The sequence below is a fragment of the Rhizobium sp. Rhizsp82 genome, from assembly GCF_047325115.1.
GTDB lineage: Bacteria > Pseudomonadota > Alphaproteobacteria > Rhizobiales > Rhizobiaceae > Rhizobium.
Window position 1 is genome coordinate 1,316,674 of the sequence record NZ_CP168570.1, and the last position, 12,520, is coordinate 1,329,193.

Annotated in this window: 13 protein-coding genes; 9 read left to right on the forward strand and 4 right to left on the reverse strand. The window is 61.7% G+C overall.

All coding sequences use genetic code 11. The annotated features are described in order from the left end of the window. Positions 1–477, reverse strand: coding sequence for an RbsD/FucU family protein (locus tag ACEN84_RS11190; protein WP_413710897.1), 477 nt, complete (start codon positions 475–477; stop codon positions 1–3). Continuing rightward, complete coding sequence (locus tag ACEN84_RS11195) at positions 461–1,708, reverse strand: ROK family transcriptional regulator (protein ID WP_413710898.1); 1,248 nt, start codon at positions 1,706–1,708, stop codon at positions 461–463. Before ACEN84_RS11195 ends, ACEN84_RS11190 begins: the two co-directional genes overlap by 17 nt. A gap of 239 nt (positions 1,709–1,947) precedes the next feature. Between ACEN84_RS11195 and ACEN84_RS11200 the strand changes: the two genes are divergently transcribed. From ACEN84_RS11200 to ACEN84_RS11235, 8 genes are all read left to right on the forward strand, one after another. After that, entirely contained in the window at positions 1,948–2,967 is a 1,020-nt protein-coding gene (locus ACEN84_RS11200) for a sugar ABC transporter substrate-binding protein (protein ID WP_112713623.1), read from the forward strand. A 159-nt stretch (positions 2,968–3,126) separates the two neighbouring features. After that, positions 3,127–4,206: an ABC transporter permease gene (locus tag ACEN84_RS11205; protein ID WP_199626082.1), complete on the forward strand. Its 1,080-nt coding sequence runs from the start codon at positions 3,127–3,129 to the stop codon at positions 4,204–4,206. Beyond that, positions 4,206–4,988, forward strand: coding sequence for an ATP-binding cassette domain-containing protein (locus ACEN84_RS11210; RefSeq protein WP_112713619.1), 783 nt, complete (start codon positions 4,206–4,208; stop codon positions 4,986–4,988). The genes ACEN84_RS11205 and ACEN84_RS11210 overlap by 1 nt, the downstream gene beginning before the upstream one ends. Beyond that, positions 4,985–5,614, forward strand: coding sequence for a nucleoside triphosphate hydrolase (locus ACEN84_RS11215; protein ID WP_130279163.1), 630 nt, complete (start codon positions 4,985–4,987; stop codon positions 5,612–5,614). The genes ACEN84_RS11210 and ACEN84_RS11215 overlap by 4 nt, the downstream gene beginning before the upstream one ends. A 140-nt stretch (positions 5,615–5,754) precedes the next feature. Continuing rightward, positions 5,755–6,963: an MFS transporter gene (locus tag ACEN84_RS11220; RefSeq protein WP_413710899.1), complete on the forward strand. Its 1,209-nt coding sequence runs from the start codon at positions 5,755–5,757 to the stop codon at positions 6,961–6,963. Between the two features lie 80 nt (positions 6,964–7,043). Next, positions 7,044–8,084 (forward strand): dihydroorotase, encoded by a 1,041-nt coding sequence (pyrC, locus tag ACEN84_RS11225; RefSeq protein ID WP_112713613.1) that lies wholly within the window; start codon positions 7,044–7,046, stop codon positions 8,082–8,084. 188 nt (positions 8,085–8,272) lie between these two features. Continuing rightward, positions 8,273–9,454 carry a GGDEF domain-containing protein gene (locus ACEN84_RS11230; RefSeq protein ID WP_413710900.1) on the forward strand — a complete coding sequence of 394 codons (1,182 nt, stop codon included), beginning with the start codon at positions 8,273–8,275 and terminating at the stop codon, positions 9,452–9,454. Positions 9,455–9,640: 186 nt separating this feature from the next. Then, the gene (locus ACEN84_RS11235; RefSeq protein ID WP_413710901.1) at positions 9,641–10,177 is read left to right on the forward strand and encodes a glyoxalase superfamily protein; all 537 of its coding nucleotides are present in this window, start codon (positions 9,641–9,643) and stop codon (positions 10,175–10,177) included. Positions 10,178–10,210: 33 nt separating this feature from the next. Here ACEN84_RS11235 and ACEN84_RS11240 read toward each other — a convergent pair whose 3' ends face one another. Next, positions 10,211–10,693 (reverse strand): DUF1772 domain-containing protein, encoded by a 483-nt coding sequence (locus tag ACEN84_RS11240; RefSeq protein ID WP_413710902.1) that lies wholly within the window; start codon positions 10,691–10,693, stop codon positions 10,211–10,213. Between the two features lie 92 nt (positions 10,694–10,785). Here ACEN84_RS11240 and ACEN84_RS11245 point away from each other — a divergent pair, with 92 nt between their 5' ends. Then, positions 10,786–11,436 (forward strand): TetR/AcrR family transcriptional regulator, encoded by a 651-nt coding sequence (locus tag ACEN84_RS11245; protein WP_413710903.1) that lies wholly within the window; start codon positions 10,786–10,788, stop codon positions 11,434–11,436. On the opposite strand, the gene ACEN84_RS11250 is transcribed toward ACEN84_RS11245, so the two are convergent. Further along, positions 11,433–12,335 (reverse strand): GGDEF domain-containing protein, encoded by a 903-nt coding sequence (locus ACEN84_RS11250; protein ID WP_112713603.1) that lies wholly within the window; start codon positions 12,333–12,335, stop codon positions 11,433–11,435. The genes ACEN84_RS11245 and ACEN84_RS11250 overlap by 4 nt on opposite strands. Positions 12,336–12,520 lie beyond the last annotated feature (185 nt).

Below are 12,520 nucleotides of genomic sequence, written 5' to 3' on the forward strand. Positions count from 1 at the left end.
TCAATAGTCGAAGGGTTCGACCTTCGGCTTCCCGCTTTCCTCAACGGAATGCGGATAGATCACGCCCTTGCGCAGGATGATATTGGCGTAGAGCCGCGGTTCGCTCGTCTGGATGATGGCGTGGGCGGCGCGGACGCGGCCGTAGAAATCCTGGCCGATGAGTGGCGTAACGGCGCGGTGCGGTTCGTGGCGGGCGCAGCAGTCGATCATTTCTTCATGCACGGGATCGAGCTTGTCGCGCTCTGCCTTGACCGTCGAGCGGAAGATTGCCTCGGGTACGAAATCGTCGATCGGCAGCACGCTGAGCACGGCGTCCAGCACCGGGATAAGGCCATGGCCGTCAAGACGGATCAGCCGGCGGGCGTGCTCGACGCCCGGATAATTGCCGTCGACGATGGCGATTTCGTCGCCGTGGCCCATGGCGCGCAGCGTCGAAAGCAGTTCCGGACTCAAGAGCGGATCAAGCCCCTTCAGCATTTTCAATCTCCTTGAACAGGACGTTCTGATCGGTCAGATAGCGCGCAAAGATCGGAAGGCTCGCCCCGCCGATCGCGCGCGCCTGCGACCCAACGGCGCCCTCGATGATCTCCGGCATGACGACGCCTTGAAGGTCGAGCTTTTCGGCTTCACGCATCGTTGCTCGAACGATCCGTTCGCGCACCCAGCCCGGAAAGCCCCCGTCGATCACGGCGGCGCTGAAGTCGATGATCGAGGCGGCCGCAACGATCGCCTGCGCCAGCGCCTTGGCTGAATCCTGGATCCAGAGCTCCATGGCCTCGCCGAAATCCACCCAGTCGTCGGCGGAATACCAGAGCGGCTCGGGATCGATGCCGCGTTCGCGCAGCATGTTTTCGAGCACGAAGATCGAAGCGATTTCAAGCAGCTGCAGCGTCTCTCCGTTCTTGCCCCGTACGGGGAGGGGGCCGATGGCGCCCGCCGTTCCAGTGCGGCCGGAGAAGATCGCCGAGTTCAGGACGATGCCGCCGCCGATGAACGAGCCGATGAAGAAATAGACGAAATCGGGATAGGAGGGGCCGACGCCGAAAACGAGCTCGGCGCCGCAGGCGCTCGTTGCGTCGTTCTGCAGGAAGACGGGGTAGGAAACCCGCTTCGTTACCTCGGCCTGCAGGTCGAAACCGCGCCAGACATCCATGGCGCCAGGCGGCGAACCGACTTCCTCGGCCCAGTTCCAGAGCTCGAAGGGGGCGGCGATGCCGATCCCGGCAATCCGTCCGCGCTGCTGCGCATCCAGCCGTCCCTCGAGCTCGGCAATGCCTGATACGATGAAATCGAGAAAATCGCCGGGCAGGGGATAGGCGTAGGTCTTGTGCAGCTGCATGCGGATATTGCCGACGAAATCCATCAGCACCAGGTCGGCGCTTCGCCGGCCCATCTTCACGCCGAAGGAATAGACGGCATCCGGATTGAGATGCATCGGGATCGATGGCTGGCCCACACGGCCGCGCACCGGGGCGCCACGCGAAAGCAGGCCTTCCCTCTCAAGCTCCCGCATGATGACGGACACCGTCTGCGCCGATAGACCGCTGCGGCGTGCGATATCGGCCTTCGACAGCGCGCCGTAGAGGCGCACCAGCGAAAGCACGAGCCGCTCGTTGTAGGCGCGCACCCGGATCTGGTTCGCGCCCCCGGCGGGGTTCAATATTGGCGGTTGGGCCGGTGCGTGCACCGGGCCTTCCAGGGATGCCATTGGCCACTCCTCCCGACCATCGGCCTATGCCTGATTTTCAACCAGCATGCCATACCGAATTAATAATTCAATTGGATTTATTTATTGACAAGCGATTTTCTTTTCGCTTTTAATCGCCAACGTGAACGGCATCGAGCGGCCTGGGAGGAGGCTAAACGCGAAATCCGCGGCCGCGTTCGTGCTTGAAAATACGGGTTCGGCCATCGTGGCGATCCGGTTAATCTCTGGGAGGAGTTCTCATGAAGAAATCAGTTCTCGCTTTCGGCGCGCTCGCACTCGGCGTCGCCTTCTCGGCTCCGGCAATGGCCGCCGACGTTTCGGCCTGCCTGATCACCAAGACCGATACCAACCCCTTCTTCGTCAAGATGAAGGAAGGCGCGACGGCCAAGGCCAAGGAACTCGGCGTCAACCTGAAGTCCTATGCCGGCAAGATCGACGGTGACAGCGAAAGCCAGGTCGCCGCTATCGAAACCTGCATCGCTGACGGCGCCAAGGGTATCCTGATTGCTGCTTCGGACACCAAGGGCATCGTTCCGAACATCAAGAAGGCGCGCGACGCCGGCCTGCTGGTCATCGCTCTCGACACCCCGCTTGAGCCGATCGACGCTGCCGACATGACCTTCGCAACCGACAACCTGCTCGCCGGCAAGCTGATCGGCCAGTGGGCCAAGGAAACGCTCGGCGACAAGGCTGCCGATGCCAAGGTTGCCTTCCTCGACCTCACCCCGTCCCAGCCGTCCGTCGACGTTCTGCGCGACCAGGGCTTCATGATGGGCTTCGGCATCGACCCGAAGGATCCGAACAAGATCGGTGACGAAGACGATAAGCGCATCGTCGGCCACGACATCACCAACGGTAACGAAGAAGGCGGCCGTACCGCGATGGAAAACCTTCTCCAGAAGGACCCAACCATCAACGTCGTCCACACCATCAACGAACCGGCTGCTGCCGGCGCCTATGAAGCGCTGAAGGCTGTCGGCCGTGAGAAGGACGTGCTGATCGTTTCCGTCGACGGCGGTTGCCCGGGCGTCAAGAACGTTGCTGATGGCGTCATTGGCGCCACCTCGCAGCAGTACCCGCTGCAGATGGCCGCTCTCGGCATCGAGGCGATCAAGAAGTTCGCCGACTCCGGTGAGAAGCCGAAGCCGACCGAAGGCAAGAACTTCTTCGACACCGGCGTTACCCTTGTCACCGACAAGCCGGTTTCCGGCGTCAAGTCGATCGACACCAAGGAAGGCCTGGGCAAGTGCTGGGGTTGATCCCCGCCTAGCCTGAACCAAAACGCGGAGATGCCTGAAGCCGCATCTCCGCTCCCTGCTCATCTTTGACAGCGCGCCGAATTGGGTGCAGCTTATCCCACGTCCTGCCAGAAGCTGGCGGGATGCCCCTTAGGGAGTGGGGTCACGCGGAGGATTTCCATGAGCGAGCCGACAACAGCCGCACCGCATCACGATTATGAAAAAGTCCTCAAGGACAGTTCGAAGGACGTTGCTTCCTTTGACACGGACGACAACTCGGTCATCCAGAAATTCAGGCATTTCCTGCACTCGTCGCCATCGGCCGTATCGCTGATCGTCCTTGTGCTGTCGCTGATCATCTTCGGCGCCCTTCTGGGCACCAAGTTCTTCTCGGCATTTTCGCTGACGCTGATCCTGCAGCAGGTGGCGATCACCGGTATCGTCGGCGCCGCGCAGACGCTTGTCATCATGACGGCCGGCATCGATCTTTCCGTCGGCGCCATCATGGTGCTCTCGTCGGTGGTCATGGGACAATTCGTGTTCCGCTATGGTCTTCCGGTCGAGCTCGCCGTTCTCTGCGGCTTCGCCGTCGGTGCCCTCTGCGGCTACATAAACGGCCTGCTGATCGCCCGGATGAAGCTGCCGCCGTTCATCGTCACGCTCGGCATGTGGCAGATCGTGCTTGCCACGAACTTCCTCTATTCGGCCAACGAGACGATCCGTGCGCAGGATATCGAAACCCAGGCGCCGTTGTTGCAGCTCTTCGGCAATACGTTCCGCATCGGCGGCGCGGTCTTTACTTATGGCGTCATCGCCATGGTCCTGCTCGTTGCGGTTCTCTGGTACATTCTGAACCACACCGCATGGGGCCGACATCTCTATGCCGTCGGCGACGACCCTGAAGCCGCCGGTCTTTCCGGCGTCAACGTCAAGCGTATGCTGGTATCGACCTATGTCCTGTCGGGCCTCATCTGTGCGCTGGCCGGCTGGGCTCTCATCGGCCGCATCGGTTCGGTGTCTCCAACAGCCGGGCAGTTCGCCAACATCGAATCCATCACCGCTGTGGTGATCGGCGGTATCTCGCTCTTCGGCGGCCGCGGCTCCATTCTCGGCATGATGTTCGGGGCGCTCATCGTCGGCGTCTTCTCGCTCGGTCTTCGCCTTCTCGGCACCGACGTGCAATGGACTTACCTCCTGATCGGCGTGCTCATCATCGCCGCAGTTGGAATCGATCAGTGGATCAGAAAGGCAGCAGGCTGATGGCACTCGAACCTCTCCTCACGGCGCGCGGCCTGGTCAAACGCTACGGTCGCGTCACTGCCCTCGATCATGCCGATTTCGATCTCTATCCCGGCGAAATCCTGGCCGTGATCGGCGACAACGGCGCTGGCAAGTCCTCGCTTATCAAGGCGATCTCGGGTGCTATCCGTCCCGACGAAGGGGAGATCCGGCTGGAAGGCCAGCCGATCCACTTCTCGTCGCCGATCGAGGCGCGCAAGGCCGGCATCGAAACGGTCTACCAGAACCTCGCCCTGTCGCCGGCGCTGTCGATCGCCGACAACATGTTCCTCGGACGCGAGCTTCGCAAACCCGGCTTCATGGGCCAGTTCTTCCGAAAGCTCGATCATTCGGCGATGGAAAAGCAGGCGCGTGCCAAGCTTTCCGAGCTCGGCCTGATGACCATCCAGAACATCAACCAGGCGGTCGAGACGCTCTCCGGCGGTCAGCGCCAGGGTGTCGCCGTTGCCCGCGCCGCAGCCTTCGGCTCGAAGGTCATCATTCTCGATGAGCCGACGGCAGCCCTCGGCGTCAAGGAAAGCCGCCGTGTTCTGGAGCTCATTCTCGACGTCCGCTCGCGCGGCATCCCGATCGTGCTCATCTCGCACAACATGCCGCATGTCTTCGAAGTCGCCGACCGCATCCACATCCACCGCCTCGGACGCCGTCTCACGGTGATCAATCCGAAGGAATACACGATGTCAGATGCCGTCGCCTTCATGACCGGCGCCAAGGCCGCTCCCCAGGAGACGGTCGCCGCATGAACCTGAGGATAGACGAGATTACCGGCGCGGTGCTCGACCGCGCCGGAAGTGCGAAGCGCTTCCTGATCGCCATCGCCGGTCCGCCCGGTGCCGGCAAGTCGACAATGGCCGATAATCTCGCCAATGGCCTCAAGGCCCGCGGAGAGACCGCGGCCGTGCTGCCGATGGACGGCTTCCACATGGACAATGCCGTGCTGATCGAGCGCGGCCTGCTTGCCCGAAAGGGCATCCCGGAAACCTTCGACGTCCGCGGTTTCCTCGATATCGTCCGCGCCGTCCGCCCGGCCGATCAGGAAGTGCTGGTCCCGGTCTTCGACCGCTCACGCGAGCTCGCCATCGCCTCCGCCCGCCCCATCTCGCCCCACGATCGCTTCATCATCATCGAAGGCAACTACCTGCTCTTCACACAGGGTAAATGGGCCGATCTCGACGGCATCTTCGATTTCACCATCATGCTCGCCCCGCCGATCGAGGTTCTCGAAGAGCGCCTCTGGGAGCGCTGGCGCGGCTACAAGCTCAGCGAAGAAGAAGCGAGCGCCAAGGTCTACGGCAACGACCTCCCGAACGGCCGTCTCATTTTGGAGAACCGCCGTCCGTCCGATGTCACCCTCGAGATCGCGCTCTAGGGCTCATCATTGCGGCACTTGCCGACCGGCAAGAATCGCGACATCCATTCAACCTCTGGCTTTAGAGCCGGAGGTTTTTCATTTTCAGCGGCGGCATCTGTTTTCAAGCCTCACGCGATTTTTCAAGTCTGCCTTTGCCAATGCTCCGATCCTATCTTGTCTTTGCACGCCAGAACCCCGGGCTCCTCGGTTACGCGGTCATCCTGATGATCCTGTCGAGCGCCGGACAGACGTTCTTCTTCTCGCTGTTTTCTGAGGCGTTCCGCAGCCACTACGCGCTCAGTGACGGCAGTCTAGGAACAGTGTTTGCCATTGCAACTTTCGCGTCGGCCTTGGCGCTGCCCTATCTCGGCCAGAAGATCGACAGGGTAAGCCTTCGCAGCTTCACGCTCGGCGCCGGCCTGTTGCTCGCTGCCGCCTGCGCGATGATTGCCCTCTCACCCGCGTCGGTTCTCTTCTTTGCCGTCTGCCTCTTCCTGCTTCGGCTGACCGGTCAGGGCTTGATGGTGCACACGGCAATGACGGCGATGGTCCGGTTCTTCCCGGCCGACAGCGGAAAGGCGATGGCCGTCGTCAGCCTCGCCTATTCGGCGGCCTTGGTCTTCATTCCGGCCGCTGCGGTGGCCGTCATAGGCATCGCGGGTTGGCGCGGGACGTGGCTGCTGACGGGCGTAGCGGTCGCTCTCGGTGTCTGCGCAGCGTGCCTGCTGCTACCGCGGGATGATGCGTCCGGCAATGCGGCGAAGACCAGTGTTCAGGCGGCGCAGCCGCAAGCAGCCCGGCCGAAGCTCGCATTGATGCTGTTCCTGTGCCCGACGATGCTGGCGGTCTCGTTCATCCTGACGGCAATGATCTTCCATCAGGCGGTCCTTGCCGCTGAAAAGGGCTGGCCGCTCGAATGGCTGGCGGCCTGCTTTTCCGTCTTCGCCATTGCCCAGGCGGCGACATCGGTGCTCGTCGCACCCGTCATCGACAGGATCCGCGCCGTCCGCATCCTGCCTGTCTTCCTCTTGCCACTGGCGATAGGGCTGAGTTTGATCGCACTCTTCGACGGCTTCTGGGCGGCGCCCGTCTATATGGGCCTTCTCGGCATGTCCGCCGCGATCGATCTGAAGCTCGGCACCATCCTCTGGGCCGATCTCTTCGGTGCCGGGCAGTTCGGCTATGTCCGCTCGCGCTTCGAAGCGATCCGGATCGTCGTTACCGGCGGCGCTCCGCTCGTGGCTGGAAAGCTGCTGGATGCCGGCATCCCGCTCGCGAGCCAGGCCGCCGCCGACGCATGCTATGCAGTCTGCGCCTCCGCTTTGGCCGTTATCGTCGGCCGGTCTGCGGCCGTCGCTCACAAGTGATTGCGGCGCTGTCTAAACGGTTGTTTCCATCGGCCTGTTGATGCTATCGAAGCGCCACCCGCAGCGCTCCGGAGGCTCCCATGCAATCGATCACCATCCGCCGTCCCGATGACTGGCATCTGCATCTGCGCGATGGCGCCATGCTGGAGGGGGTGATCGGCGATACCAGCCGTGATTTCGCGCGGGCCATCATCATGCCGAACCTCGTGCCTCCCGTCGTCACGACGACGGATGCGCGCGCCTATCGCGAGCGGATCATGAAGGCTCTGCCTGCAGGCGACCGGTTCGAGCCGCTGATGACCCTTTATCTCACGGAGCATACCAGCGCCGATGATGTCGAAGAGGGTAAGAAGAGCGGGCTGATCACCGCGGTGAAGCTCTATCCCGCCGGCGCCACCACCAATTCGCATGGCGGCGTGCGCGATATGGACAAGGCGATGCCGGTTCTGGAGCGCATGGCGAAGATCGGCCTGCCGCTTTGCGTCCACGGCGAAGTCACGACGCCTGAAATCGATATCTTCGATCGCGAAGCCGTGTTCATCGAAACCGTGCTCGATCCGTTGCGCAAGCGTCTGCCGGAACTGAAGGTGACGATGGAGCATGTGACGACGGCCGATGGCATCGACTATATCAAGTCGTCCAAGGCCAATCTGGCCGGCTCGATCACCACGCATCACCTGATCATCAATCGCAACGCCATCCTCGTCGGCGGCATCCGCCCGCATTATTATTGCCTGCCGGTCGCCAAGCGCGAGAACCATCGCCTGGCGCTGCGCGCCGCCGCCGTCAGCGGCGATCCGCGCTTCTTCCTGGGAACGGATTCCGCGCCGCATGTCGATCCGCTGAAGGAATGCGCCTGTGGCTGCGCCGGTATCTATACCTCGATCAACACGATGAGCTGCGTGGCGCATGTCTTCGAGCAGGAGAACGCGCTCGACAAGCTCGAAGCCTTCGTCTCGCTGAATGGTCCGGCCTGGTACGGCCTGCAGCCGAATGAAGAGAAGATCACGCTGGTCAAGCGCGAAGACGCGATCACGTTTCCGTCAAAAATCGAGACCGGTGCGGGGCCGGTCACGGTCTTCGATCCGATGTTCCCGCTTCATTGGGACGTAAAGCGCTGAATAAAGCGCGAAAACTGTCAATTTCGGCGGGTATTCCCGCCGCTTTTACTGTGTAATTGTTACCGCTCTAACATTTGCGTTTGCGGTCCATGATTTTTTAACAGAATGCGTAAGACATTCGTCACCAGTGGCACGATAGCCTGTGGACGGATTATTGGGCGCGGCAGGAGCCGCGGAGTTACCAAAGCATGATGCTGGATTATAATTCCCTTCTGCTGGCGCTCGGCGTTTCAGCAACGTGTCTGGCTGTGACCCTGATGGGCAGCTGGTTCGCACGCCGTGCGGAAACCTTCCTGCTCACATGCACCTGCGGCCTCGTGCTCGTCGTCAGCGGCATCTTCGTCTACAGCATCTATGTTTCGTCGCCCGGCGTTGTGATGGGTATCGCGAGCTTTGTGCTTTTTCAGGCGGGCTTTGCCGCCATCTGGGGCGCCGGCTATCAGTTTCGCACCAACCGTCTGCCGCTCGCGGGAATCGTCATCCGCGCACTGTCGGCCATGCTGCTGCCGGTGGGCGCGATGGCTGCCGGGTATGACGGCCTCGGCTTCATCGCCGACAACACCTCGATCACCCTGCTGCTGTTGGCGACCGCGCTTCAATACTGGCGGGCAAGAGCCGAGGCGCCCGCGCCGATCATGGGCATCACGGTGCTCTATACGCTGACGGGCATATCCTTTGCACTCTGCGCCGCCGTGCTGATCTGTGACGGCAAGCTGGTGCTGGGGGCCGCGCCCAACAATTGGGCCGAGGATCTGAGCCTCGCCGTCTGCATCGCCAGCATGACCGGCATCGGCGCCCTATCGCTGGCGCTGCACCAGTGGCGGCTTGCCGCCCGACACCGCCAGGAAGCGATTACCGATTCTCTGACCGGCCTTCTCAATCGCCGCGCACTCTTCGATCGTCACGGTGAGCGCCAGATGGGTTCGTCGACCGCCGTCATCATCTTCGATCTAGATCATTTCAAGTCGATCAACGACCGCCATGGTCATGCCGCCGGCGACCGCGTTCTCAAGATCTTTGCTGGCGAACTCGCCGCCCATTGCCGCTCGGGCGATACCGCTGCCCGTCTTGGCGGCGAAGAATTCGCGCTCGTTCTCAAGGAGATCATGCCCGGCCGCGCCGAGATGATCGCCGAGCGCATCCGCCGTACCTTCGAGGAACGTGAAATCTATATCGATGACGAAGTGCTGAAATGCACCGTCTCGATCGGTGTCGCGCCCGGCCGTGCCGCGCCGATGGATTTCGACACCATGCTCAGCGAGGCCGACAAGGCGCTCTATGCCGCCAAGCGCGCCGGGCGCAACCGCGTCGAGCTCGCAAACCACCTGCAGGCGGTTCCGGCCGCGCCCTCGGTGCGCAGCGCCTCTTGATCATCCAGCACGAGTTGCTAATGTCGGGACTGGCCGGATGCAGCCAGCCGTCCCGCGGCGCACAAGCGCTAAGGTGAATGCATCCAGATGAAATCCTTCACATCCTTGCTAATGGCAAACGATGGCGAACGGGTCAGCAGACGCGGGCACTGATCTTCCTGTTCGCTGCCGATGGAAGGATGAACCATGCGCGATTTTCGCGATGCCAAGATCATGGCAAAAGCACTGCGGCAGGCGCTGGCTGGCCGCGATATTTCCCTCACCCATAGCGAGACATTGGAGATCGTGGCCCGGCAATTCGGCTTCGACCAATGGAATATCCTCGCCGCCAAGCTGGACGAGGCGGAAGGCTCGAGTTCAGCGATTGCGCTGGAGCCGCCGATCCCGATCTTCCGCATCTTCGATGTGGCAAAGGCCATGGAGTTCTATTGCGGCTTCCTGGGCTTCACGCTCGATTGGGAACACCGCTTCGGCGAGAACTTCCCGCTCTATTGCCAGGTTTCGCGCGGCAAGCTGATCATGCATCTCAGCGAGCATTCCGGCGATGCGAGCCCCGGCGCCAAGGCATTCGTGTGGATGACAGGCGTGCGCGCCTTCCAGGCGGAACTGTCGGCCAAGGACTATCGCTACATGAAGCCGGGGATCGAGGACGCCCCCTGGGGATGGGAAGTGACCGTCATCGATCCGTTCAGCAACCGGATCGCCTTCTGCGAAAAGAAGTGACGGTTCCGGCGGGAGGAACGCCTCCCGCCTCATTCAAAGGATCATCAGCGCACGGACAAAGGCGATGGCGGAAGCCAGCGACGCCACCGTGCGCACATGGTTCCACCAGGTCCAGTCGCTCAGATAGCGATCCCAGAGCGCTACGGCTTCGCCGCCGCTGCCGCTGACATTCGCCAATGCGTCGTTCATCGGCACGTTGAAGACGATGGTGGAGATGAAGGAGGCGACGATATAGGCGGCCGCACCGCCGATCATCCAGATGCTGGCACTCCCCCGCCAATCCATGAAGGCCATGACCGCAATCGCGATGCAGAGGATCGCGACCGGGATGAACAGCAGCATGAAGGGCGAGCGCACGATCGTCACGTTGATCGAGTTCATCGCCGCGATGCCCTGTTCGGGCGGGATACGCGCGAAAGCCGCCATGATGAAGGTCGAGAAGGCGAAGAATATGCCGGCGATCAGGCCGCTGCCGATCGCCGCGGCGACGAGCAGGATGGGAAGAATGAATGCCATGGCGAAACCCCTCCATAAAATAAGAGAAAATCTCTCATTTGCAAAATGAGATAAACTCTCTTATTTTCGTTGTCAACCGAGGAGGGATGCGCATGGACGATAAGACGCCGGTGCGGCGCAGGCGGCAAGCCGTGCCCGTGGGGCAACCCCGACGCATCCCGAGCCAGCAGCGCGGCCGTGATCGCTTTGAGAAGATTCTGGCTGTGGCTGCCGAACTGATCGAGAAGAACGGGAGCGATGCCCTGAAGATGAGCGAGATCGTCGAGAAGGCGGAGCTCTCGTTCGGCGCCCTCTATCAGTATTTCCCGGACAAGACCTCGATCATCCGCACCCTTGCCGAGCGGTTCAACGAAGAGGGCAGGCGGTGCGTCGAGGAGGAGCTGTCGAAGGTAACGGATGCCGCCTCGCTGCACCGGGCGCTCGGCACGATCACCGACGAATACTACCAGTTCTTCCGCCGCGAGCCCGTCATGCGCGATATCTGGCATGCGACGCAGGCAGACCGTTTGCTGCGAGCCGTCGATGCCGAAGACATGGAGTTTCATGCGCAGGCACTGTTTTCGGTGCTGAAGCGCCTCTGGCCCGAACGGAGGGAAAGTGACCTGCTGCCGGCCGCGCGGCTGCTGATGCAGCTGCTGGCGGCGGCCGTGCGCTATGCGATCTCGCTGGATGATGAGGAGGGGGAGACGGCGATCGCGCTTTACAAGAAGATGCTGCCCGCCGATCTCGAGCGCTTGGTCTAGCTGGCGACGCTTTCGCCGGAGACCGACCGGGCTGCCGCCCAGTGCACGGCGTTGCGGCCATTGTTCTTTGCCGAATAGAGCTTCCGGTCTGCCGCGGTCAGCATCACCTTCAAGCTCTCGCTTTTGGGGTCGCCGCGATAGACGCCGAAGCTTGCGGTCACGCGTCCGGCCGGAAGCGGCCCGATCGCCTTGGCGGCCAGTTCCTTGCGCAGCCGGTCGGCAATCGCGATCGCCGCCGTGGTGCCCGTCCGAGGTAGAACCAGGCAGAATTCCTCGCCGCCGATGCGGGCGGCAATATCGTAGGGCCGCAGATTGTGCTGGATCGTCGCGCCCGCCGCCATCAGCACCTGGTCGCCGACATCGTGGCCGAATTCGTCGTTGATCGATTTGAAATGGTCGAGGTCGAAGACGACGACGCTGATCGCCGTGCTCTCACGTGCCGCCCGGGCGATCTCCATCGAGCCGATATCCTTCAGCCAGCGGCGATTGCCGAGGCCGGTGAGAACATCTGTCGTTGCCTGACGGCGCAGCTGCGAGAGGGTGGCGTCCAGCTCGACAATGAGAACCGAAATGCCGTTGGTGACGACACCGACCTCGTCCGTGCGCTTGCTGCGCACCGGCTTGACCGCGCCGGTGGCGCGATAGGTTTCCACAGTCTTTGCGATCTCATGCAACGGCTTGATCAGCATCCAGACGGATGCCAGGCAGAACGCCGTGCCGATGAGCGTGGCGCCCAACACCGTTCCAAGCACCGGGATGGCTTCGCTGCGAAAGCCGGTGACGAGGTAGGTGATGAGGGCGAGTAGGGGGATATGCGTCGATGCAAAGCATATTGAGAAAATCTTGAAAGTGAGCGACGCGTTGAACTTCTGAGTGATTTCGGACACCGCCAGATTCATTCCGGACTCCTTGCACGGCTTTCAGAACCGCGCAGAAATTGGCCTGTCAGGTGTTTTTCAAATCCTAATGCATCCATTAGAATTTTAGCGAATACCGGTGGTTTGCCGGTCCGGTAAGGCCAAAAGCCTTGGTTCCCAATATTTATCAGTAGGTCCTTAAATTTGCGCGGATTTGTGGAAAAAAT